At 42.2% G+C, this 25,369-nt stretch carries 21 protein-coding genes; 2 read left to right on the top strand and 19 right to left on the bottom strand.

The annotated features are described in order from the left end of the window. Positions 1–31: 31 nt before the first annotated feature. The 9 genes from prmC to ABC255_RS01295 all read right to left on the bottom strand — a co-directional run bounded on the left by prmC (position 32) and on the right by ABC255_RS01295 (position 8,859). On the bottom strand, positions 32–874 hold the full coding sequence (prmC, locus tag ABC255_RS01335) for a peptide chain release factor N(5)-glutamine methyltransferase (RefSeq protein WP_412991002.1): 843 nt from the start codon (positions 872–874) through the stop codon (positions 32–34). Further along, positions 867–1,940, bottom strand: a complete 1,074-nt coding sequence (gene prfA / locus ABC255_RS01330; protein ID WP_335530269.1) for a peptide chain release factor 1 — start codon at positions 1,938–1,940, stop codon at positions 867–869. Before prfA ends, prmC begins: the two co-directional genes overlap by 8 nt. Before the next feature lie 170 nt (positions 1,941–2,110). Further along, the gene (locus ABC255_RS01325) at positions 2,111–2,566 is read right to left on the bottom strand and encodes a hypothetical protein (RefSeq protein ID WP_412991001.1); all 456 of its coding nucleotides are present in this window, start codon (positions 2,564–2,566) and stop codon (positions 2,111–2,113) included. Between the two features lie 293 nt (positions 2,567–2,859). Then, entirely contained in the window at positions 2,860–3,471 is a 612-nt protein-coding gene (locus ABC255_RS01320) for a thymidine kinase (protein WP_335530273.1), read from the bottom strand. A gap of 116 nt (positions 3,472–3,587) precedes the next feature. Continuing rightward, entirely contained in the window at positions 3,588–3,809 is a 222-nt protein-coding gene (gene rpmE / locus ABC255_RS01315; protein ID WP_045515911.1) for a 50S ribosomal protein L31, read from the bottom strand. Positions 3,810–4,158: 349 nt separating this feature from the next. Next, on the bottom strand, positions 4,159–5,424 hold the full coding sequence (gene rho, locus ABC255_RS01310; protein WP_335534333.1) for a transcription termination factor Rho: 1,266 nt from the start codon (positions 5,422–5,424) through the stop codon (positions 4,159–4,161). 351 nt (positions 5,425–5,775) lie between these two features. Further along, the gene (murA, locus tag ABC255_RS01305) at positions 5,776–7,065 is read right to left on the bottom strand and encodes a UDP-N-acetylglucosamine 1-carboxyvinyltransferase (protein ID WP_335534331.1); all 1,290 of its coding nucleotides are present in this window, start codon (positions 7,063–7,065) and stop codon (positions 5,776–5,778) included. Positions 7,066–7,399: 334 nt separating this feature from the next. Then, on the bottom strand, positions 7,400–8,257 hold the full coding sequence (locus ABC255_RS01300; RefSeq protein ID WP_412991000.1) for a class II fructose-bisphosphate aldolase: 858 nt from the start codon (positions 8,255–8,257) through the stop codon (positions 7,400–7,402). 230 nt (positions 8,258–8,487) lie between these two features. Further along, positions 8,488–8,859, bottom strand: coding sequence for a response regulator (locus ABC255_RS01295; RefSeq protein WP_179598722.1), 372 nt, complete (start codon positions 8,857–8,859; stop codon positions 8,488–8,490). Between the two features lie 167 nt (positions 8,860–9,026). Here ABC255_RS01295 and ABC255_RS01290 point away from each other — a divergent pair, with 167 nt between their 5' ends. After that, a complete protein-coding gene (locus tag ABC255_RS01290; protein WP_412990999.1) occupies positions 9,027–9,527 on the top strand; it encodes a DUF2529 domain-containing protein in 501 nt (166 codons plus the stop codon). A gap of 196 nt (positions 9,528–9,723) precedes the next feature. On the opposite strand, the gene pyrG is transcribed toward ABC255_RS01290, so the two are convergent. The 10 genes from pyrG to ABC255_RS01240 form a co-directional block, all read right to left on the bottom strand. Continuing rightward, positions 9,724–11,319, bottom strand: coding sequence for a CTP synthase (pyrG, locus tag ABC255_RS01285; protein ID WP_412990998.1), 1,596 nt, complete (start codon positions 11,317–11,319; stop codon positions 9,724–9,726). A gap of 238 nt (positions 11,320–11,557) precedes the next feature. Beyond that, positions 11,558–12,142 carry a DNA-directed RNA polymerase subunit delta gene (gene rpoE, locus ABC255_RS01280; protein ID WP_412990997.1) on the bottom strand — a complete coding sequence of 195 codons (585 nt, stop codon included), beginning with the start codon at positions 12,140–12,142 and terminating at the stop codon, positions 11,558–11,560. Between the two features lie 129 nt (positions 12,143–12,271). Then, positions 12,272–12,481: a hypothetical protein gene (locus ABC255_RS01275; protein ID WP_335534319.1), complete on the bottom strand. Its 210-nt coding sequence runs from the start codon at positions 12,479–12,481 to the stop codon at positions 12,272–12,274. Between the two features lie 177 nt (positions 12,482–12,658). Then, positions 12,659–15,925, bottom strand: coding sequence for a fused isobutyryl-CoA mutase/GTPase IcmF (gene icmF / locus ABC255_RS01270; protein WP_412990996.1), 3,267 nt, complete (start codon positions 15,923–15,925; stop codon positions 12,659–12,661). Between the two features lie 27 nt (positions 15,926–15,952). Continuing rightward, a complete protein-coding gene (locus ABC255_RS01265) occupies positions 15,953–16,609 on the bottom strand; it encodes a TetR/AcrR family transcriptional regulator (protein ID WP_412990995.1) in 657 nt (218 codons plus the stop codon). 138 nt (positions 16,610–16,747) lie between these two features. Then, positions 16,748–17,887, bottom strand: a complete 1,140-nt coding sequence (locus ABC255_RS01260) for an acyl-CoA dehydrogenase (protein WP_412990994.1) — start codon at positions 17,885–17,887, stop codon at positions 16,748–16,750. 131 nt (positions 17,888–18,018) lie between these two features. Continuing rightward, positions 18,019–19,149 (bottom strand): acyl-CoA dehydrogenase, encoded by a 1,131-nt coding sequence (locus tag ABC255_RS01255; RefSeq protein WP_412990993.1) that lies wholly within the window; start codon positions 19,147–19,149, stop codon positions 18,019–18,021. Positions 19,150–19,163: 14 nt separating this feature from the next. Then, the gene (locus tag ABC255_RS01250; RefSeq protein ID WP_412990992.1) at positions 19,164–20,015 is read right to left on the bottom strand and encodes a 3-hydroxybutyryl-CoA dehydrogenase; all 852 of its coding nucleotides are present in this window, start codon (positions 20,013–20,015) and stop codon (positions 19,164–19,166) included. 178 nt (positions 20,016–20,193) lie between these two features. Continuing rightward, on the bottom strand, positions 20,194–21,381 hold the full coding sequence (locus ABC255_RS01245) for an acetyl-CoA C-acetyltransferase (RefSeq protein WP_412990991.1): 1,188 nt from the start codon (positions 21,379–21,381) through the stop codon (positions 20,194–20,196). Between the two features lie 378 nt (positions 21,382–21,759). Then, entirely contained in the window at positions 21,760–23,859 is a 2,100-nt protein-coding gene (locus ABC255_RS01240) for a heterodisulfide reductase-related iron-sulfur binding cluster (protein ID WP_412990990.1), read from the bottom strand. Positions 23,860–24,075: 216 nt separating this feature from the next. Between ABC255_RS01240 and cls the strand changes: the two genes are divergently transcribed. Beyond that, positions 24,076–25,278, top strand: a complete 1,203-nt coding sequence (cls, locus tag ABC255_RS01235; RefSeq protein WP_412990989.1) for a cardiolipin synthase — start codon at positions 24,076–24,078, stop codon at positions 25,276–25,278. The last annotated feature ends 91 nt before the right edge of the window (positions 25,279–25,369 follow it).

Genomic DNA, 25,369 nt, shown 5'->3' with positions numbered 1-25,369 from the left:
TTCATAAAAAACAGAGCAATTCGGGCTAGAATCACTCTGCAATTTCCGCAAACACCATTCGGTCCTTGCCGTTTATATCATTAAGAACTTCAACCTTCACATTCACAAACGCTTTTTTAAAAAGGTCGGCTACCGCCTCCCCCTGACCGGCCCCAATTTCAAAGCCAACCAGCGCGCGCGAAACTATCACTTCCGGCAGCTCCACCATAAAACGGCGGTAAAAATCAAGTCCGTCCTCGCCCGCAAACAAGGCACGATGCGGTTCATGCTCTGTTACAACTACAGACATGGTTTCGATATCGCTTACAGGAATATACGGCGGATTCGAAATCACCACATCAAACTTTTGTCCGTGAAATGGCTGCAATAAATCCCCTTGAACAAATTCAACGTCAGCGCCAAGCAGTCGGGCATTTTCTCGAGCTACCTTCAATGACTCTTCCGCAATATCAGAGGCATATACACTTAACGACGGCTGTTCAAGCTTTAGGCTAATCGCAATCGCCCCGCTGCCAGTACCGATGTCGACCACCTTTAAGTCACGCTTATTGATACGTTTCAATGTTTCATATACGAGCTCTTCGGTTTCAGGGCGCGGAATCAATACCTCTTCATTAACGATAAACTTCCGGCCATAAAACTCCTCTGAGCCGATTATGTATTGCACCGGCGTTCCCTTTACATGTTCATGAACCGCTTTTTCAAACACTTCCCATTGGTCCTGCGGCAGGTCATCACGGACATTAGCAAACAGCTGTGCCCGCGTCATTCCTGTGAAATGCCGAAGCAGCAGCTCGCCTGCGTTTTCGTCCCGATTTGCTTTTTTTAAAAAAGAAGAAGCCCATTGCAGAGCTTCATAGACTTTTTTACTCATCTTGACCACTTTCAAGCTTGCTTGTTTGATCTTCTAGCGTTAGCGCATCGATGATTTCATCAAGCTTGCCTTCAATAATTTGATCAAGCTTCTGAAGTGTTAAGCCAATACGGTGGTCGGTCACACGGTTTTGTGGGAAGTTATAAGTCCGAATCCGTTCAGATCGGTCACCCGTACCAACCGCAGATTTACGAACCTGATCAAATTCAGCCTGCGCTTCCTGCTGGAACTTATCATAGACACGCGCGCGCAGTACCTTCATCGCTTTATCTTTGTTTTTGTGCTGCGATTTTTCATCCTGGATAGATACCACAATTCCAGTCGGAATATGAGTTAAACGAACCGCTGACATTGTTGTATTAACGGACTGACCGCCGGCGCCGCTTGAAGCAAACGCATCAAAACGGATATCTTTATCATGAATTTCAACCTCAAGTTCTTCCGCTTCTGGTAAGCAAACAACGGTAGCGGTTGAAGTATGAATCCGTCCGCCAGATTCCGTTTCCGGTACACGCTGCACACGGTGAGCACCATTTTCAAATTTTAATTTTGAATAGGCACCCTGTCCATTGATCATAAAACTAATTTCCTTGTAGCCGCCAAGACCTGTTGCGTTGGCATCAAGAAGTTCCGTTTTCCAGCCCTGTGCTTCCGCATAACGGCTGTACATCCGGTAAAGCGTACCTGCAAATAGAGCAGCTTCCTCACCGCCGGCAGCGCCGCGGATTTCAAAGATAACGTTCTTGTCATCATTTGGATCCTTCGGAATCATCAGGAACTTCATTCTTGCTTCTAGTTCCTCGATTTGCTTTTCAAGCTCATTTACTTCTTCTTTGACCATATCACGCATATCGTTGTCGAGCTTTTCCTCAAGCATTGCCTTGGCATCCTTAAGTTGTTCGCGGACGTCTTTATATTCACGATACGCTTGTACAGTCTCTTGTATATCAGATTGTTCTTTTGAATATTCACGAAGTTTCTTTGAATCATTAATAATGGTCGGATCGCTTAAAAGTTCATTTAATCTTTCGTAGCGATCTTCAACGGATTGAAGACGATCAAACACAGTTATTCACCTCTAGTTTTTGTCCATAACATTCTAATTATAGTATAGGTGAAAACCCCCGTCAAAACCAAATTCATCCGGAAAAATTTTTCGGGGGTTATTTGGGGGCGAACGCGCACCTAAAAACGGCACCTAAACGAAAAAAAAACATGCCCTGTAGCCAGAGCATGTTATTGTTCTCTTATTTTAAAGGAATAGCGTGGAAGTGCCTGTTCGAGTTTTGATCGAAGCTTGTCTATGGCGTCATCCCGTTCTTTGCCATTAAGATTGCCTTTTGTATCCACGGTAACGGTCATCCTGTCCCCTGCATTTGTAATCCAAATTGATTCTGATCTAAAATCATCAGTTCCATTCACAATATCTCTAGCGACGTCTATGTCTCTGCCGGTATTGTTTCTATTTGAAGCGTCATTCAAACTTGTCCCTCTCAAATTAAGGAAGTTAGGATTTTGGTCAGACATTTCTCCCATGTCGCTGTCCGGTTTATTATTAGCACGGTTGGACATATAGTTTGGGTTCATCGTGTCCTTTTTTAAATCGTAGGCGGTATTTTCAGTGTCGTTTCCTTTCATACAACCCGATAGCATTAGAACAGCAAAAAAAGTAAAAAACAACCACTTTTTCATCACTTACACCTCCTAGAACTATCTTTCCCAAGCAGTTGAAGGAACGTTCTAGTAAGATTATGCCAAAATAAAAGGCTGTGTTAAATAAGGCTGTTGATTTGCGTTCCAGGCGCTACGCTTTCCGCGGGCTCGCCCGTGAGCCTCCTCGGTCGTTCCGACCTGCGGGGTCTCACTCAGCTCGTGCATCCCGCAGGAGTCGAGCGCCTTACACTCCAATCAACAGGTTCTAAAAACACCAGTTTACATTAACACAGCCAAATAAAAAAGTGCAAGAAGGCGTCGCCTCTTACACTTTATTTCACCGCAGGTTCTTGTATACGGTAGGATGCTGTTTTAGGTACTTCATGATGGTGGCGGCAGCGGGGCTCGTAAGCTTCTGAAGCACCAACTAAGATCACAGGATCATGATAAGATGCTGGTCTTCCGTCGATTAAGCGCTGTGTCCGGCTTGATGGCGAACCACAAACACTGCAGACCGCCTGGAGTTTTGTTACCGTTTCAGCAACCGCCATTAAAGCTGGCATTTGCCCGAAAGGCTCGCCGCGGAAATCCATATCCAGCCCTGCTACAACAACGCGATGACCGCTGTCAGCAAGCTGCTGAACCACTCTTACAATTCCTTCATCGAAAAATTGCACTTCATCAATGGCGATAATGTCGATATCCGCCTCTACATGATGTAAAATTTCGATCGAATGGGAAATTGGCTTCGCATGAAAAGAGTTACCATTATGAGAAACGACAGATTGTTCGCTATAGCGATTGTCAATTTTCGGCTTAAAAACAGCTATTTTTTGTTTAGCAAATTGAGCCCGTCTCACTCGACGAATCAATTCCTCTGATTTTCCTGAAAACATACTGCCGCAGATAACCTCAATCCATCCGAGTTGCTTCATTAAATACATAAATCGGCGTCTCCTTCCTATGTACGAAACCTATTAAGTCTATATTTTTTAAAATTAACATGTTTTATTCAATTAAAAAACAGGCAAGTAAGTTTCTGCTTGCCTGTTTTGTGTAATTATTGTTGTTGCGCGTTTGGATCTTTAAGGCCGTATTTTTTGTTGAAACGGTCTACACGTCCACCAGCTTCAGCGAATTTTTGACGACCAGTATAGAATGGATGACATTCAGAACATGTCTCAACGCGAATTTCTTTTTTCACTGAACCAGTTTCAAAAGTATTTCCGCATGCACAAGTCACCTGTACCATTTTATAATTTGGATGAATTCCTGCTTTCATTCTTTTCATCTCCTTCCGCCCTGAATCATTCGAAACAGAGTTATATAAATGCCTGTCTTAAAGACAAGCACCAAATACTAAAAACACACTGTTCACATTATAACAAGGTGTATCAATTTTGGCAAGTTGGGTTTTTATGGATTTTAAATCGTAGCTGTGTTAATTTAGTCTGTTGATTTCCACTCCAGGCACTTCGCTTTCCGCTGGCGGTCCAGGGAGCCTCCTCGGCGCTAAAGCGCCTGTGGAGTCTCCCCAGACCCGTCCTCCCGCAGGAGTCTTCGTGCCTTCCGTTCCAATCAACGAGTTCTAAAATCAACAGTATCCATTTAACACAGCATAAGAATTAAACTTAAGATCTTCTACCCTTTAGTTCTTCCCCAATTTGGGCGAAGAACTCTTCGTTGGATTTGGTTTGCTTTAATTTTTTCATGAAGCGCTCGGCAAAGTCTGGTGAGTCGGACATTGATTTTCTGATCGCCCATAGTTTGTCCAATTGATCCTTCGGAAGAAGCAATTCTTCTTTTCGTGTGCCAGAGCGGCGAACATCAAGCGCTGGGAAGATACGGCGTTCTGCAAGCGAACGATCGAGATGTAGTTCCATATTACCTGTACCTTTAAATTCTTCATAAATGACATCGTCCATACGTGATCCTGTATCCACCAACGCAGTCGCAAGGATAGTTAAGCTTCCGCCTTCTTCAATGTTTCGGGCTGCCCCGAAGAAACGCTTAGGACGGTGGAACGCTGCTGGGTCAATACCTCCTGAAAGGGTTCTTCCACTTGGAGGAATGACTAAGTTATATGCACGAGCTAAACGTGTGATACTGTCCATCAAAATGACAACATCGCGTTTATGCTCAACAAGACGCATCGCACGGTCTAACACAAGCTCTGCGACTTTAATATGGTTTTCTGGCACCTCATCAAACGTGGAGCTGACAACATCACCAGCAACCGAGCGTTCGATGTCGGTAACCTCTTCAGGACGCTCATCGATTAAGAGCACGATTAATTCCACATCAGGGTGATTGGTCGTAATGCTGTTAGCAATTTCTTTTAACAGCATCGTTTTCCCTGCCTTTGGCGGCGCAACAATCAAGCCCCTTTGTCCAAAACCAACTGGAGCAACTACATCCATAATTCTTGTAGAGATATATTTTGGAGTGGTTTCGAGTTTCATATGTCTGTCTGGATAGAGTGGAGTTAATGCTGGGAAGTGAACGCGTTCTTTTGCTGATTCTGGGTCTTCACCGTTAACTGCTTCTACATGTAAAAGTCCGTAATAACGTTCATTTTCTTTTGGAGGTCGAACCTTACCGGATACTTTATCCCCATTTCTTAAATCGAAACGACGGATTTGCGATGCAGAGATATAAATGTCTTCAGAACTTGGAGAATAATTGATCGGGCGTAAAAATCCAAATCCTTCTGACTGGATAATTTCCAATACGCCTTCCATGAAAAAATAACCTTGTTGCTCCGCTCGTGATTTTAAAATGGCAAAAATAAGTTCCTTTTTCGATAACTTACTGTAATAAGTTACCTTAAATTCGCGCGCAAGCTCATAAAGCTCCTTCAGCTTCATGTTTTCTAAACTAGATATCGTTAATTCCATAGTACACCACACTTTAAAATTTTTACTCTATTCCGTTCCCGGATTTACATTAAGGATAATAGAGGGTTTTCATAACATTAATTAAATTTGAGGAAATAGTAGAAATGAATAGAATAGCAGAATCTCTTTTTAATAAAACACTATCTATTGTACCCTTTGTGTAAAAAAATAATCAACTGGAAAATTTCTATATGCGGGGGATAATAGATTTTCATGGAGATAAGAGACTAGAACTGAATCTAGTCTCTTAAATAAGTATTTGCTATTAAAAATTATCTAATCACTAAATTCGGATTCTTTTTGAAGGCTATGACGGCCTTTAACGAACCATTGAGAATTAGTATATGTTATTTACGTATTCTTTAGCTGTTCTACTTCTTCTTTTGTTAACGCTTCACGCCAAACGGTCGCTCCAAGCCCATTTAATTTTTCGACGAGCTGGCTATAACCACGGTCAATGTGCTCAAGCCCAGTGACTTCCGTGATTCCCTCAGCCATTAGACCGGCAATGAATAACGCAGCTCCTGCACGCAGGTCACTTGCCTTCACTTTAGCGCCTTGAAGCTTCACAGGTCCGCTAATAATCGCAGAGCGGCCTTCCACTTTTATGTTCGCATTCATCCTTCTTAATTCATCAATATGTTTAAAACGTGCTCCATATATTGTATCGGTTACCACGCTCGAGCCTGCTGCTCTCGTTAATAGGGTTGTAAACGGCTGCTGCAAATCAGTTGGGAAACCAGGATAAACGAGTGTTTTAATATCGACAGACTTCAGCTTGTCTGAACTATTGACAAACACCTGGTCACCACTTGTTTCGATTTGCACACCCATTTCTCGAAGCTTTGCAATCAACGATTCTAAATGCTGCGGAATGACATTATCTATTAATACACCTTCACCGACAGCTGCACCTAAAATCATATACGTTCCCGCTTCAATTCGGTCAGGAATAATCGTATGACGGCAACCGTGAAGACTATCAACACCATCAATCCGAATAACATCCGTTCCAGCGCCTTTTATTTTCGCACCCATATTGGTAAGCAGAGTTGCGACATCAATAATTTCAGGTTCTTTTGCAGCGTTTTCAATAATCGTCCGACCTTTTGCTCTAACAGCAGCTAACATGATATTAATAGTCGCCCCAACACTTACAACATCAAGATAAATACGTGCGCCGCGAAGCTCGTCCGCACGCAAATAAATAGCACCCTGCTCATTTGTTATTTGAGCACCAAGGGCTTCAAAACCCTTAATATGCTGATCAATTGGTCGTGGTCCAAGATGACATCCACCTGGTAAACCAATGACGGCCTTTTTAAACCGACCGAGCATTGCCCCCATGAGATAGTAAGATGCGCGAAGCTTCTTTACTTTTCCGTTTGGCAATGGCATTGAAATCATCGTCGATGGGTCAACCGTCATATCAAAATCATCCGAAAGCTCAACTTGCCCGCCAATTTCCTCGAGCAGGTCCTTCAAGATTTCCACATCAGAAATATCCGGCAGCCCTTCTATTGTTACCGGTGATTCTGCTAAAATGGTTGCTGGTATCAACGCAACTGCACTGTTTTTTGCACCACTTATTCTTACGGTTCCTTTAAGCGGATATCCGCCTGCAATTTTAAGTTTTTCCATTTTCGACTCCCTTCTATGCCATTGGGATGGAATGTGACCTTTTATTAAACAACTAAATTGATAATCCACTTGTCTTTAGGTAATTATTTCCAACAGCAAATTACATAATCCGACAGTTTGTCTATCATCTAGTTTACACCAATATTTAATTTTCATGTATCAATATGAAAAAAAGTTTTAAAAAAATGGTAAATTTTGCGTTGTAATAAATTTAGCGAATTTTCAGTTTTATTATTACATTTTGAAACCGCCCATTCATTAAAAGAGGCGGTTTCAGATTCACTACCAATATTTAACACATTAGATAGTTTTTAAAAAGAAATAAAGCTTTTTATTACGCTCTGCCTGATGAACCGAATTCGCGCATTTTGCCGATTACAGTTGCTTTGATCGCATCGCGAGCTGGGCCTAAGTATTTACGTGGATCATACTCTTCTGGCTTAGCTGCTAATGTTTCACGAACTGCTTTTGCAGATGCAATTTGGTTTTCAGTGTTAACGTTAATTTTTGCTGTTCCAAGAGAAACTGACTTTTGGATATCGTGTGTTGGAATACCAGTTCCACCATGAAGTACTAGTGGTAAACCAGTAGCTTTTCCGATTGCTTCCATTTCAGGGTAACCAAGCTTTGGCTCACCTTTGTAAGGTCCGTGTACAGAACCTAATGCAGGAGCAAGGCAGTCAATACCTGTGCGTTTAACAAGCTCTTCACACTCTTTAGGATCTGCGTAAATAACGCCTTCAGCAACAACATCGTCTTCTTGTCCGCCAACAGTACCCAATTCAGCTTCAACAGAAACACCTTTTGAATGAGCATATTCAACCACTTGTGATGTAGTTGCTACGTTTTCTTCAAACGGATGGTGAGAAGCGTCAATCATAACAGAAGTGAAGCCTGCATCGATTGCTTCTTTACACTTTTCAAAGCTTGAACCGTGGTCCAAGTGAATCGCAACAGGAACCGTGATTTTGTAATCTTCTAATAAACCTTCTACCATTTTTACAACTGTTTTAAAGCCGCCCATGTAACGAGCTGCCCCTTCAGAAACACCAAGAATTACAGGTGATTTTTCAGCTTCAGCTGCTTGTAAAATAGCTTGAGTAAACTCTAAGTTATTTAAGTTAAATTGACCAACAGCGTAGCCTTCCGCTTTCGCTTTGATGAGCATTTCTTTCATTGAAACTAAAGGCATTTTATTTCCTCCTTGGTATTGTTTATATCTCCTCGAAATATAGCTTTCCTATTAAGGATTTCCTACCATTTTACTGATTATGTATACTCGAGAAAGATAAAGTGACCAGTAAAAGTTCATAGTTATCATACCAAACAGAATCGTAAAATTCCATTAAAGAAACGCATTTTTATAAACGTTCACAATGAAAGCGGCAACAGTTTTCGACAATTATTCGTTATAAAAAATACCTAATTTGTTTTTTGAGGAATGTGTTTTCTTACCGCTGCACGAATATCATCAATATCAAACGGCTTCGCAAAATGGGTGATGGCACCTAAATTTCTCGCCTCTTGAATCATATCAAGTTCACCGTAAGCGGTCATAATAATAACGCGAATATCCGGGTCTATTACTTTCATTCTTTTTAAAATCTCAATACCATCCATACCTGGTATTTTCATATCCAATAGGACGAGATCTGGGTCATGCTTCGTAACAATATCAAGTGCCTGTATTCCATTTGCTGCCTGGAAGGTTTGATACCCTTCCTTTGAGAACACCTCATTTAATAAAATGCGAATCCCAAATTGGTCGTCAACAATTAAAATTTTCTCCTTCATAACTCCACCTCTTCCACCCTAATTTTTATCTATAATGATTCCTATTTCTTCCACTAGTTAATCTTCGACATTCTTGCTAAAAATCCTCTTTTTTGTTGAAGGTATTTTATGGTAATTGTCTTTTATTTTCAAAAGGCTATAATAACTTTGTGAAGGAGGGGTTTTACTTGTTAAAAATGTTTACAACCCAATTGACCGGATTATTTAAACGAATTGAAGAAAAAGAGGAATTTTCCTTTGAGGACGGCGCACGCCTGCTCGCACAGGGTCAGAAAATATATGTTGTAGGTTTCAAGGAAATGAAAGGTGTTGAATTTGAAGCTATAGAGGGTGCAGAACCATTAAAAGGCGCTTTAACAAATGTTGAGGCTGCGACCAGTGCTGACAGAGTGCTGCTATTCACACGTCATTCAGATGACCGAGAAGCTGTTGAATTGGCTGGATTGCTTCTTGAAAAAGAGATTCCGTTTGTAGCCGTGTCGACATCGGTCTCGGAGGACGGTAAACTTGAAGAGTTAGCAGATGTTTATATTAATTTACAGCTTAAAAAGGGACTATTGCCCGATGATTTCGGAAATCGTTATGGATATCCGTCTTCGATGGCCGCTTTGTATGTTTATTATGGCTTAAAATTTACAATTGATGAGATTTTAGCTGAATATGAGTGATGATGAACGACCTGGATTGGGTCGTTTTTTTGTTTTGTACATTTTCAGGGTGGTTTTGTACACTTTTTTGGGTGTTTTGTACATTTTTGAGAAGGTTTTGTACATTTTTCAATGCCTTTTGTACATTTAGACAATATATGGAAACTAACCCTATTAAAAAGCCAGTCCTCCAACATGGAGAACTGGCCCAATTATTTTATTTTTGCAAAGAAGCTTTAATAAAATCACGGAAAAGCGGCTGTGGACGTGTTGGTCTTGAAACGAATTCCGGATGGAACTGTGACGCAACAAACCATGGGTGATCTTGAAGCTCAATAATCTCCACAAGACGGCCATCTGGGCTTGTACCAGAGAAAATAAAGCCTGCTTCTTCCATTTCTTGACGGTAATGATTGTTAAATTCATAACGGTGGCGGTGACGCTCATACACCACTTCATCTTCATATGCGGCGAAGGCTTTTGTTCCCTCAACCACACGGCAAGGATAAAGACCAAGTCTTAATGTTCCGCCTAGATCCTCAACGTCCTTTTGTTCAGGAAGCAAATCAATAATTGGATGCTTGGTATCAGGTACGAACTCTGCAGAATGCGCATCTGAGTAACCAAGAACGTGGCGTGCATATTCAATCGTCGCCAGCTGCATTCCTAAGCAAATACCAAGGAAAGGCTTTTTCGTTTCACGGGCATAACGTGTTGCTTCGATTTTCCCTTCGATTCCACGGTCACCAAAGCCACCAGGAACAAGGATTCCATCCACGTCAGCCAAAAGTTCTGCAACATTTTCTGCTGTAACATCTTCCGAATTAATCCACTTAATTTCCACGTCGGCATCAAATGCATAGCCTGCATGCTTCATTGCTTCAACAACAGAAATATACGCATCCTGAAGCTCAACGTATTTTCCAACTAAACCAATACGCGTTTTACTTGAAAGATTAAGAACTTTGTCAACTAAAGCTGTCCATTCTGTCATTTCTGGTTCTGGTGTTGTTAGCTTCAAGTGATCACAAACAATCTGATCCATGTGCTGCTCTTGAAGAGCCAATGGAATGGAATAAAGCGTATCCGCGTCACGACATTCGATAACCGCTTTCGCATCAATATCACAGAACAAAGCTATTTTATCCTTCATATCCTGTGAAACCGGCATTTCCGTACGAACGACAATGATATTTGGCTGAATACCTAGACTGCGAAGCTCTTTTACACTATGTTGTGTCGGCTTCGTCTTCATTTCGCCTGCCGCTTTAATATAAGGAATTAATGTACAGTGAATGTACATCACATTAGAGCTGCCAATATCGCTCTTGATCTGACGGATGGCTTCAAGGAATGGAAGAGACTCGATATCCCCAACTGTTCCACCGATTTCTGTGATAACAACGTCTGCATTTGTTTCGTTACCAGCACGGAAAACTCGTTCTTTAATTTCATTCGTAATGTGAGGGATAACCTGTACCGTTCCACCTAAATAATCGCCGCGGCGTTCTTTACGCAAAACAGTAGAATAGATTTTTCCAGTCGTCACGTTGCTGTACTTATTTAAGTTAATATCGATAAAGCGTTCATAGTGACCTAAGTCTAGATCCGTTTCTGCGCCATCACCGGTTACAAATACTTCACCGTGCTGGTACGGACTCATTGTTCCTGGGTCCACGTTAATATAAGGATCAAATTTTTGAATCGTAACATTCAATCCACGATTTTTTAACAACCTTCCTAAAGAAGCTGCGGTAATTCCTTTTCCTAACGATGAAACGACACCGCCAGTTACAAATATATACTTCGTCATAAAATAAATCCTCCTCTAATTCAGTTTGCGCAATCTTCATGTTGTTTAAGGCTTCTTTTATAAAAATTTTTAAAGAAGTCTCGGTCAGTGCCGAAAGAGCTTTGTATCATTGACTGACAAAATAAAAAAGCACTCCGCTTACGCAATGTAAGGGAGCGCTTTATAAGCAAATTATGATCCGTTCCTTGTTAAAGGAGCCCAAAAAAGATTCTACAAGTGCGGAGATAAAAAGTCAAGCCTATAATAGGTCGTCGTCTTCATCCTCTACTTCATCTAAATCTTCTTCCTCTTCATCAAGGACCTCGTCAAGTTCTTCTTCTTCATCAAGATCGAATTCATCGTCATCCTCAATTACATCATCATCATCGTCTATCTCATCGACATCGTCGAGGTCATCAAGTAAATCGTCCTCATCCTCGTCAAGGAGATCATCTTCATCGGCAAAGTCATCGAGTTCATCGTAATCTTCGTCAATTTCATCGAAGTCCTCAAGCTCGTCTTCATCGACAACCTTTTTCGCCTTTTTCTTCTTAGGTTTAATAACGGTAACCACTTCTTCTTCTTGTGTATCGATTGGATACCATACGCGAAGACCCCAGCGATTATCACCTAATGATAGAAAACGACCATCAATATTTATGTCTGTATAGAATTGTGCAATTCTCGATCTAATTTGATCCTCTGTGATTTCTGTAGCTGCAGCAATTTCTTTTATTAAATCGTGGAAGGAAATAGGCTGTTTGCTGCCTTTTAGAAATTCATACGCCATCTCAATGAGGGATAACTCTTTTAATTGCTCTTTTGAGTAACCTTGTAAACTCAATATCGGCACTTCCTTTCTCTATTTAACACTCTATAAAATGAGTGATAACGGGCAAAAATTTTAGCACGAAGGTGCTAGTTTTTTGACATATTCTTCATTATAAACAATATTCTCCCGTTTATGCTAGTTCTATCTACTGTTTTGCTTGATTTTTTCCCGTTTAGGCTGGTTATCATCAGGTTTTTCCTCTTTTTTTATCATTTTCAACTCTTTCATTGCCTTTAAAAAGAAGAAAATAGCCAATACTAGAAAGGAAATTGCCCCTAACTGGTGTTGATAGAGATAGTATAATGGCCAGGCCGAAATTAGTAAAAACAAAAACGTATTGTTTATCTTCATATTCAACACCTGCCTCGGGATCAATGTTTGCTCATCTATTATATAAGAAAAGTAGTCAATATTAGTACTTGTTTAAAAATTAATTTGTTGGCTGTTTCAATCTGGGCTGTTGATTTGCGCTAACACAGTCTTATAAAAAAACAATGGCTTAAATGATTATAAGCCATTGCATTAAAATTACATATTTCTTCTATATTGCCCGCCTACTTCGTATAGTGCTTTTGTGATTTGTCCGAGGCTGGCTGCTTTTACGGTTTCCATTAGTTCGGCAAAAATGTTTTCGTTGTTTACTGCTGCTGCTTTTAACCGGTCTAGCGCTTTACCGGTTTCTGCTGAATGTGCTTGTTGGAAGGCACGTAAATTGTGAATTTGTAATTCCTTTTCTTCATAGGACGCTCGTGCCAGCTCCATGCTGTCGATGTCTTCTTCTGAAGGAGGATTTGGATTTAAATACGTGTTCACACCGATAATTGGCAGTTCACCCGTATGCTTCTTCATTTCATAGTACATCGATTCGTCTTGGATCTTTCCGCGTTGATACTGAGTTTCCATGGAACCAAGAACACCGCCACGATCGTTTAAGCGTTCAAATTCTTGAAGAACCGCTTCCTCGACAAGGTCCGTTAATTCTTCCACAATAAATGAACCCTGAAGTGGATTTTCATTTTTCGTTAAACCATGCTCTTTCGTAATAATCATTTGAATCGCCATCGCGCGGCGAACCGATTCTTCTGTTGGTGTTGTAATTGCTTCGTCATAAGCATTCGTATGCAGCGAATTACAGTTATCTTGCAACGCCATCAATGCCTGCAAAGTCGTGCGGATATCATTAAAGTCAATTTCTTGTGCGTGCAGCGAACGACCGGATGTTTGAACATGGTACTTCAGCTTTTGGCTGCGCTCAGCAGCACCATATTTATCACGCATGACCGTTGCCCAAATACGCCGCGCCACCCGACCAATAACCGTGTATTCCGGATCCAAGCCATTGGAGAAGAAGAACGACAAGTTTGGTGCAAAGTCATCAATTTTCATCCCACGGCTTAAATAATACTCGACATAGGTAAATCCGTTTGATAGTGTAAACGCCAGCTGAGAAATTGGGTTAGCCCCTGCCTCAGCAATATGATAGCCAGAAATCGAAACAGAATAATAGTTACGCACCTGCTGGTCGATGAAATATTGTTGAATATCGCCCATCATACGTAAGGCAAACTCCGTTGAAAAAATACATGTGTTTTGACCTTGATCTTCTTTTAAAATATCGGCTTGCACCGTACCACGGACAGTTTTTAACGTATAAGCCTTCACTTGAGCGAATTCCTCAACTGTCAACACACGGCCAAGCTCAGCCTCTTTCTTCTTCACTTGCTGATCAATCGCTGTATTCATGAACATCGCTAAAATAATCGGCGCCGGACCATTTATCGTCATCGATACCGATGTAGATGGATGACACAGGTCAAAGCCATCATAAAGCTTTTTCATATCATCAAGCGTACAAACATTCACGCCGCTCTCGCCAATTTTACCAAAAATATCCGGACGATAATCCGGGTCCTCACCATACAATGTCACCGAGTCAAATGCGGTACTTAACCGTTTCGCTGTATCATCTTTTGATAAATAGTGGAAGCGGCGATTCGTTCTCTCCGGCGTTCCTTCCCCAGCAAATTGACGTTTCGGATCTTCTCCCTCACGTTTGAACGGAAACACTCCAGCTGTAAACGGATAGGAACCTGGTACATTCTCACGATACACCCAGCGGAGGATTTCGCCGTAATCTTTATACCCCGGTAAAACGACCTTTGGAATGTCAATGCCAGAAAGGCTCTTTGTTTTTAAAACGGTAATGATTTCTTTGTCACGAATTCTTGTTACGAATTTATCCGCTTTATAAGCATCCTTTGTTTTTTCCCAGCCGTCGAGTATTTTTTTCGACTCTGGTGTTAATTTCTCCTCCGTTGCTTGCTTAATAGCTTCTAAAGAGGCAAGAACTTCTGTGTTCGCTTCTGTTTCCTTGACCGCAGCAATGGCGCCTTCAAGCTGAAATATTTTACGGGAAATATTTGCCTGCTCTTCAGCCTTTTGATGATAGCGTCGGACTGTTTCCGATATTTCCCGGAGGTAATAGCGACGGTCAGTAGGAATGATTACATTTTGCTTTTCAACTAACGCAAATTTTGTAAAAGAAGTAACCCAATTCGTACCCATTTTTTCATTTACTTTTTCAATTAGCGCCGCAAAAAGCGCATTAGTGCCTTGATCATTAAACTGGCTCGCAATCGTGCCATACACAGGCATGTCACTTGTATCTTTTTCAAACAACATATGACTGCGCTGGTACTGCTTTTGAACCTGGCGAAGTGCATCAAGAGAGCCCTTGCGCTCAAATTTATTAATGACAATTAAGTCAGCAAAATCAATCATATCAATCTTTTCAAGCTGTGAAGGTGCCCCAAATTCACTGGTCATGACGTAAAGGGAGACATCACAGATTTCCGTAATCTCTGCATCGCCCTGTCCGATACCGCTCGTTTCAACAATCACAAGGTCGAACCCAGCTGCCTTCACAACCGAAACCGCATCTTTAATCGCAAGCGAAAGCTCTGATTTTGAAGATCGGGTAGCCAGGCTTCGCATATAAACATTTGCATTGAAGATAGCATTCATCCGAATCCGGTCGCCTAAAAGGGCACCGCCCGTTTTTTGTTTAGTCGGGTCGACTGATAGAATTGCCACCTTTTTATCAGGCAATTCATTGATAAAACGGCGAATCAATTCATCGGTTAAAGAACTTTTACCAGCACCACCTGTACCGGTGATTCCGACAACAGGAATCTCCTTGGTTAACGATTTTACTTTTTCAAGAAGACTTTCCGCAGCAGCCGCTGCTTCTCGGTTGCTGTCAACATGAAGCTCGGCAAGGGTAATCAATTTTGAAATCGCATTAACATCACCAGTTGGCAGCTTTTCGATATGCTCTGCATGATCCGCCGTAACCGTTGGGAAATCACATTCCTCCAGCATTCGGTTAATCATTCCTTGAAGACCCAACGTCCGTCCGTCCTCAGGCGAGAAAATCCAAGCAATCCCGTAATCATGAAGCTCCTTAATCTCACGCGGAATAATAACACCACCGCCGCCGCCATAAATGCGGATGTTCGGCGCGCCCTTTTCCTTCAACAAATCGTACATATACTTAAAGTATTCCACATGACCGCCCTGATAAGAAGAGATGGCGATCCCCTGTGCATCCTCTTGAATCGCCGCGTTAACAACCTCTTCAACCGAACGGTTATGCCCAAGATGAATGACCTCAGCTCCGCTCGCTTGCAGAATTCTCCTCATAATATTAATTGAAGCGTCGTGACCATCAAACAAACTAGACGCTGTTACAAAACGAATATGATGCTTCGTCTGATAAACCTCCGTCGTACTCATTTGTCTCCCCCTTTGTCCTGAAAAGATTCACTTCGTGATTGTCCCTTTCACCTGTGACTGACTTACCCCGTTAATCCCCGAAAATAAATACTCCGTTTGCATTTCAATGTATTCTTCTAAGGTAAATAATTTTTGCAGTGCCCAGCGGCGGAAGCTCCACATTTGTCCCTCAACAATAATCGTGTGAGAAAGGATTTTGATCTGCTTTTCAGTTAGGCTCAATTCCCCATTTTCCACGCATAACGTGATCAGTTTTTCGAACATATCTGCCATTTCAATTTCCTTTTTCAACACATATGGAAGAGCTTCCTTGTTAAGCGATTTGGTCTCTTGATACATGACCAGGATTTCCTCCTGCATTTCATCGATAACCCGAAAATAATTGGCGATTCCATGCTTGAGGCTTTCTAAAGTGCCCTGTTTATGATCAAGGTCCTCCTGCAGCCGCTCGCTTACGTGGTCATAAATACTATCACAAACCAGATAAAGGACATCTTCCTTCGTCCGAATATACTCATATAAGGTCCCAATGCTAAAACCCGCGGCCTTCGCAATTTCCCTTGTTGTCGTCCGGTGGAACCCTTTTTCTTTAAAAAGTGATACGGCCCCTTTGATCATCTGATTCCGTCTTCTTTGTACAAGGCGTTCATCTTTCACTGAAGCCTGCACTTCCCGCTTTTTCATCCCCAATTCCACCTCTTGCTAGCTCCAGCGCCTAGGGGCTCTCAGGTCTAAGCCAATCCGTCAAGAAGGTTAAAGAACAACCTTCTCGCCGGCTCGTCTAGACTCACGCCCCTGTGCAAGGCGCTTCCGCTTTTATATTTACTTAGTTATCATTCTAGATATAACGAGGCGTTGGATTTCCTGTGTTCCCTCGTAGATTTGCGTGATTTTTGCATCGCGCATGAATCTCTCTACTGGATAATCCTTTGTATAACCGTACCCGCCAAATACCTGTACCGCTTCGGTCGTCACCTTCATCGCTGTGTCACCAGCAAATAATTTCGACATCGCGGATTCTTTACCGTACGGGAGTCCTTTTGACTCCAGCCATGCAGCTTGATAGGTTAATAGTCTTGCTGCCTCAATGTTTGTCGCCATATCCGCAAGCTTGAAGCCGATTCCTTGGTTAGCGGCAATTGGCTTGCCAAACTGCTGGCGCTCTTTTGAATAGTCGACCGCAGCGTCAAGTGCACCCTGCGCAATTCCAACAGCCTGTGCAGCAATCCCATTACGGCCGCCATCAAGTGTCATCATTGCAATTTTGAATCCTTCGCCTTCTTCACCCAATCTGTTGGTGACAGGCACCTTGCAATCTTCGAAAATAATTTCCGTTGTAGGTGAAGAACGAATGCCTAGTTTCTTTTCTTTTTTCCCTACTGAGAATCCTGGTGTGTCACTTTCGACAATGAATGCGGTCGTTCCTTTTTGTTTGCTGGATGGATCAGTTAATGCAAACACGACATAAATATCAGCTACTCCGCCGTTTGTAATGAAAATTTTCGAACCATTGAGCACGTAATGGTCGCCTTCACGTCTTGCTGTAGTTCTCATCCCGCCAGCGTCCGAGCCGCTGCCTGGTTCTGTTAACCCATACGCTCCGATTTTGGAGCCTTCCGCCATCGGGCGAAGGTATTGTTGTTTTTGTTCTTCAGAACCGAATTTGAAAATTGGCCAGCCTGCGAGTGAGGTGTGTGCGGATAATGTTACGCCTGTTGACGCGCAAACTCTTGAGAGCTCTTCAACGGCAATACAATACGCAAGGTAATCGCTGCCGATTCCGCCGTACTCTTCCGGCCACGGAATGCCTGTTAAGCCAAGCTCCGCCATCTTGTCAAAAATATCACGGTCAAAACGCTCATCTTCATCACGCTCAGCCGCTGTTGGCGCCACTTCATTTCTAGCAAAATCGCGAACCATTTTCCGAATCATCTCATGCTCTTCCGATAAGCGAAAATTCATTTTATACGTCCTCCCTTAGGGTAACTTCTCTCTAAACCGTACAGTTTTTACGAAAAAGTGTTCCTACAATTAGCCTGGATATCTACTCATTCCAGTCTGATATCTACACAAATCCGCAACTTATCTACAAACTAAAGATACTTACTAATCACAATCCGCTGTATCTCACTTGTTCCCTCATAAATCTCGGTCACTTTTGCATCCCGGAAGTAGCGCTCGACAGGATAGTCCTCTGTATAGCCATATCCGCCAAAGACTTGAATCGCTTCTATCGCGGTCTCGACAGCTGTTTTTGACGCAAATAACTTTGCAATCGAAGCTTCCATTCCGCACTTCATTCCCTGTCCACGTAAATCCGCAGCACGATAGAGTAATAGCCTAGCAGCTTCAACATTCGTCGCCATGTCGGCCAATTTAAAGCCAATTCCTTGTTGTGACGCAATCGGCTTTCCAAACTGTTGGCGTCCTTTTGCATACTCCACCGCTGCACCAAGTGCCGCTTCTGCAATCCCTAACGCCTGTGCCGCAATCCCGATTCGTCCGACATCCAGGTTAGCCATCGCAATTTTAAAGCCTTCACCTTCCTGACCTAAAAGGTTCGAAGCAGGTACAATCATGTCTTCAAAAGTAAGTTGTACCGTTCTTGAGCCATGAAGTCCCATTTTATGTTCATCCTTGCCAATCACAAAGCCAGGTGAATTTTTTTCTACAATAAACGCCGAAATTCCTTTACTGCCTAATTCAGGATTGGTAGAAGCAAAGACGATGTAAACATCCGCTTCCCCGCCATTGGTGATAAACATCTTCGAGCCGTTGATCACATAATGGTCATCCTTCTTCACTGCGCGGGATTTCATACTTTTAGCATCCGACCCTGAACCAGCTTCCGTCAAACAAAACGCCGCCAAATACTCCCCTGACGCCAATTTCGGCAGAAACCGCTGCTTTTGTTCATCCGAACCAAAATACAAGATTGGATTTGTTCCGACCGATGTATGGACAGAAAGGATGACTCCTACGGTCGCGCTGACCCGGGAAATCTCGTTAATTGCGATGATATAAGAGACAAAATCCATCTCTGCACCGCCGTATTTTTCAGGAACGGGAATCCCCATCAAACCCAGTTCACCCATTTTACGAAGAATTTCACGGGGAAATTCACCCTTTTCCATCCGCTCCACAAACGGGGCAATTTCCTTTTCTGCAAAATCACGAACCATTTTCCGCATCATTTCTTGCTCTTCTGAGAATCTTAGATTCATAGTAACACTCCCAACTATTCGTATGTGTAGAAGCCTCGACCTGATTTCTTGCCAAGCCAGCCAGCTTTCACATACTTACGCAGCAGCGGGCATGGACGGTATTTTGTATCTCCAAAGCCTTCATGCAGGGTTTCCATAATATAAAGGCATGTATCAAGTCCGATAAAATCAGCTAACGTCAACGGTCCCATTGGGTGATTCATGCCAAGCTTCATTACTTCATCGATCGCTTCCTTTGTTGCCACACCTTCATACAGCGTATAAATTGCTTCATTGATCATTGGCATGAGAATTCGGTTTGAAACAAATCCGGGGAAGTCATTTACCTCAACTGGAACCTTGCCGAGCGTCTTGGTCATATCCTCAATCACTTGGTAAACTTCATCTGCAGTAGCTAAGCCGCGAATGATTTCCACTAACTTCATAACCGGTACCGGATTCATAAAGTGCATTCCGATTACCTGTTCCGGACGTTTCGTCGCCGCCGCAATTTCGGTGATTGGCAGGGATGAAGTATTGCTCGCCAAAATTGCATGTGCTGGTGCAATTACATCTAGCTGCGCAAAGAGTTTGGTTTTGATTTCCATATTTTCAACCGCTGCTTCAATCACGAGGTCGACCGCACGTGCATCATTCAAATCAGTTGAAGCCGTAATAGATTTAAGGACCTCTTGTTTTTGCTCCTCTGTCATTCGTCCTTTATCCACATTGCGAGATAAATTTTTGTTGATGACCCCTAACCCTCGCTCCACGAATTCATGTCTTAAATCATTCAGATACACCGTGTAGCCAGCCTGAGCACAAACCTGAGCAATCCCAGACCCCATTTGACCCGCTCCGATTACCATTACCTTATCAACCTTCATTACTTCCCCTCCAATTGCCCTTTTTTAAAAAATAATCCCTAATGGGTTTTTATATATTTAAGTTTTGTACATTACTTTTTGTTTTTTGTACAAATTCTCTAGGGTTTTGTACATTTTTCTTGGAGTTTTGTACATTTTTCCTACCATTTTGTACATTTAGACAATTTCAGGAAACCCACTAACCTCTTGGAACCTCTATCATCACCGCATCACCCTGACCGCCGCCGCTGCAAATAGCTGCGATACCGATTCCGCCGCCACGGCGTTTCAATTCATGCATTAACGTGATAATAATCCGGGCACCACTAGCACCTATTGGATGACCCAATGCGACCGCACCGCCATTGACATTGACCTTTTCTGGATCAAGGCCGGCAATTTTTTCACTTGCTAAGACAACAGCCGCAAAGGCTTCATTAATTTCAAATAAGTCGATTTCTTCAACAGTTTTTCCGGTCTTTTTCAATAAACTGTTGATGACAAGTCCTGGAGTTTGTGGGAAATCCTTTGCGGGAGCGGCTACTGCTGCATGCCCTAAGATAACCGCTTCAGGCTTCCGTCCTTCGCGTAACGCTCTTTCTTCACTCATTAAAATAAGGGCTGCTGCACCGTCATTGATTCCTGGGGCATTTCCTGCTGTGATGGTACCGTCAGAGTTAAAGACGGGTGCTAATTTTGCAAGTCTTTCGATGGAGGTGTCTTTTCGTGGTGATTCGTCATGCTCTACAACAACCGGAGCTCCTTTACGCTGCGGGACGATGACAGGCACAATTTCCTCTGCAAAAATTCCGCCTTCAATTGCGGCAATCGCCCGCTCATGACTTCTTAAAGCCCACTCATCCTGCGCTTCGCGGCTGATTTCCAATTCTTTTGCAGTAGAATTTCCGTATGTCCCCATATGAACCCCTGTAAAGCTGCAGCTTAAGCCATCATGAATCATTAAATCCTTCACAGAGGAATCGCCCATTTTTAAGCCCCAGCGTGCTTTTGGTAAAATATATGGGGCGTTACTCATCGATTCCATACCACCCGCCACAATTAACTCTTCATCGCCTGCACGGATAATTTGATCTGCTAACGTGACACTGCGCATTCCAGAAGCGCAGACTTTATTGATTGTTTCTGTTTTGACTTCCCAAGAAAGTCCAGCCTCTCTTGCTGCTTGGCGTGAAGGAATTTGTCCTTGACCTCCTTGTAAAACTGTACCTAAAATAACCTCCTGCACATCCTCAGGATTCACTCCAGCGCGTGCGATTGCTTCTTTCACGGCAATACCGCCCAACTGTGAAGCAGTCAAACTGCTTAGTGCTCCGCCAAATTTCCCAAAAGGTGTTCTAACCCCACTCAAAATAACTGTTTTTCCCATTCAAAGCACTCTCCCTATTCTTTAATCCTTTAATTGACTGAACGCTCGCTCGATTCCAAATTAAAAAAATCCATAAATGTAAGCGTTTTAATACCCGCTATCTATTTTACATAAAAAAGAGCAGAAGTTGAAATATTTTACACAAAATTCCTAAGATTTTATGAATTCAAATAACAAATCAACTTCTGCTTTAAACTTTATTCTGTCTAGCTCCGGCACCTAGCCCATCGAGGTCACTTCGGTCCAACTGGTGAAGTCAAAGTGCACGACTTCACCCGCTGGCCCTCCAGTGCTTGTCGGGGCTGAACACTAAGGAAAGCTCCTAGGATAATCCTCGCAGGAACAAGCTGTGCTTGTTCCGAAGGCGCCTCCGCTTTTCTACGCTGCTTCCCCACAAACTGCTTTTTCAAGAAGCTCTGCCACATCATAGGTTGAAATCTTTTCTTCTACCTCTTTCGCCTTCGTACCGTCTGATAACATCGTTAAGCAGTACGGACATCCTGAACTAATCACAGAAGGATTAACGGCAAGTGCTTGCTCGGTTCTTGCTACGTTTATGCGGTGACCGGTTTCTTCCTCCATCCACATCAAGCCGCCTCCTGCACCACAGCACATTCCGGTTTCTTTGTTTCTTTCCATTTCCACAAGCTGCACACCTGGGATTGATCTTAAAATCTCACGCGGTGGGTCGTACACATCGTTGTAACGACCTAAGTAACAGGAATCATGGAAGGTAATTTTTTCGTTGACGGCATGCTTTGGAACAAGCTTTCCATCACGGACGAGTTGATATAGTACCTCTGTATGATGGTAAACCTCTGCCTCTAAACCGAAGTCAGGGTATTCATTTTTGAAAATATTATAGGCATGCGGGTCAATCGTCACAATCTTCTTAACCTCTGCCTTTTCGAATTCTTCTATATTTTTCGTCGCAAGCTCCTGGAACAAGAACTCATTGCCGAGGCGGCGCGGTGTATCACCTGAGTTTTTCTCTTTATTACCAAGAATTGCAAACTTCACCCCTGCTTCATTTAAAAGCTTTGCAAAGGAAAGAGCGATTTTCTGACTGCGGTTATCGTAAGATCCCATTGAACCCACCCAGAATAAGTATTCGAACTCTTCGCCTTTTTTGTTCATTTCTTTTACTGTAGGAATCTCCACATCCTCGCGAACTTCACGCCAGCTTTCACGCTCTTTTCGGTTTAAGCCCCATGGATTACCTTGACGCTCGATGTTTGTCATCGCGCGTTGAGCGTCTGCGTCTAACTTTCCTTCTGTTAAAACAAGATAACGGCGAAGGTCAATAATTTTATCAACGTGTTCGTTCATAACTGGACATTGGTCCTCACAGTTTCGGCAAGTCGTACAAGCCCAGATCTCCTCTTCGGTGATTACATCGCCAATCAAGCTTGGATTATAAGCAAGTGTGGCTGCTGACTCTTGTGCACCTTGACCACTTGCTGCAAGTGCGATTTGGTTACCCCGTGTGTTGCCAAACGCAAAGGTCGGCACCCACGGCTGTTTCGAGGTAACTGCTGCACCATGATTCGTTAAATGATCACGCATTTTCACAATTAAATCCATTGGCGACAGCATTTTTCCTGTTCCTGTTGCCGGACACATATTGGTACAGCGTCCACATTCTACACAAGCGTAAAAATCGATCATTTGGTGTTGTGTAAAATCCTCAATTTTTCCAACCCCGAAAGATTCTTGTGACTCGTCCTCAAAATCGACCTTCTTCAACTTCCCTGGTTTTTCTAAAGTGTTAAAATATACATTTGCCGGTCCGGCAATTAGGTGTGCATGTTTGGATTGCGGCACATACACTAAGAAGGTTAGTAGGAATAATAAATGAACCCACCAAGCAACATAAAAAATGGAAATTGAAGCGGTTTCACTAATTCCTGAAAAAATAAGCGCAATTAACGATGCAATTGGCTCTGTCCAAGTGGCTTCGTGACCGTGCCAGATGATGCCCATTCCGTTACCGACTAGAACAGACAGCATCAATCCTCCGATGAAAATCAACACAAGTCCTGATTTAAAATTGCGCTTCAAGCGGACAAGCTTTTCAACATAACGGCGGTAAAAAGCCCAAATAACGGCAACAAGAATCATCAGTGTGACGATTTCCTGGAAAAAGGTAAACCCTGCATATAGCGGTCCCAGAGGTAAATGAGAGCCAGGTGCTAATCCCTTCCAAATAAAATCAATTGCCCCAAATTGGACGAGAATAAAGCCATAAAAGAACATGACGTGCATGATTCCACTTTTTTTGTCCTTTAATAGCTTCTTTTGTCCAAAAACATTGACCCAAATCTTTTGCATTCGTTCTTTAACTTTGTTATCAAACTCGACTTTCTTTCCCAGCTTAATGAATTCGATCCTCGTTTTAACCACGTAAACGAATAGACTGATTGCGTAAGCGGTTACAACAAGGAAAGCAATGAGGTTCACCAATAAAAGCCCATTCATTCAATACGCCCCCTTTGTTTTTCTAATCACCAATTGTTTGTTTTCAGCAGAAAATTTCAAAACAATGAAATTTTCTGACTACTATTACAACCATTATATAATGAATGAGCATTCAGTCAAATGTTTTTAGCAAAAAATGATTCGACATTATTGAAATTCATACTATAGACTCTGTTTGGCAAACATAAAAGAAATGATTGGAGGAACGATACGAAAATGTTTTTACCATCCATAGTCATCGCTCTTATACTTCTTATCATTGTATGGTTCTATTTCGATTTTACTTTAGGAAGAAAAAAGCATCGTACATCTTTTAGTAAACGGGAAACACCTATCCTTTTCGGAAACTTTGATATTTTTCCACATGGAGAAGAATTGTTTGCTGATTACTTTCATGAACTAAAGATGGCAGTCAGCCATATTCATATCCTGTTTTATATCGTGAGGGATGATGAATTTAGCCAACAGTTTTTCGATATTTTAAAAGCAAAAGCAAAGCAAGGGGTGGAAGTCAGGCTGCTGGTTGACCGGATTGGCAGTCATAAGATGAAAAATCCTGTCATCAATGGGTTGCGTAATGCAGGTGTTCAATTTGCTTTTAGCAATCGAATACGGCTTCCATTCCTTTTCTATTCCTCCCAGGTGCGCAACCACCGTAAAATCTCCATTATTGATGGCAAAATTGGCTATCTTGGCGGCTTTAATATTGGTAAAGAGTATATTGGTCACGATCCAAAGCTAAGCCCCTGGCGAGATTACCATTTAAAAATCACCGGTGAAAGTGTGCCGTATCTGCAGCGTGAGTTTTTGATTGATTGGAATGAATACGCTACTGACCATGTGATTGTAAATTCTCGTTATGCTCCTGAGCAGCCCAAAGGGACGGTGCCACATCAATTTGTTCCGACGGAGGCAGGCTTCCTTGAAGAAAAGTATTACAATTTAATCCTAAACGCAAAAAAGTCTGTTATTATTGGTACTCCCTATTTTATTCCAACCAAAAAACTCCTCCATGAACTGATTCGTGCGGCAAAGCGAGGCATTAAAATTACCATCGTTGTTCCTTTTATAACTGATCATATGCTTGTACAAGAGGCATCGTACCGATATTTACGTAAAATGTTAGTTGAAGGAGCACAGGTTTTTCAATTTAAGAATGGTTTTTACCATGCAAAATCAATCATCATCGACGATGAGTTATGTGATATTGGTACGGCTAACTTTGATAAACGGAGTGTGTTTTTAAACAAAGAAATTAATTGTTATTTTTATGACCCAGCCTTTGTTAATCGTTTTATGGATATCGTTCATAAAGATATTCTTGATTCAAAACCATTGGAGTTGGATGACCTCAATAAGCCAAACTTACTCAGGTCCATAAAGGAAGGCATTGCCGGGGCTATATCATACTTTTTATAAGGCTTTCTTTTTAAAAATTGTTGTTAAAATCTTAAAGCCGATTTTAACGTGCTAATAATTATTTTGAGCTTTTGAATTTAGGTTGCAGGCT

The sequence above is a fragment of the Neobacillus canaveralius genome (assembly GCF_047237705.1).
Taxonomy (GTDB): domain Bacteria; phylum Bacillota; class Bacilli; order Bacillales; family Cytobacillaceae; genus Neobacillus; species Neobacillus niacini_K.
Note: the sequence above shows the minus strand (reverse complement) of the source record. Positions and strands in the feature narration are given on the sequence as shown.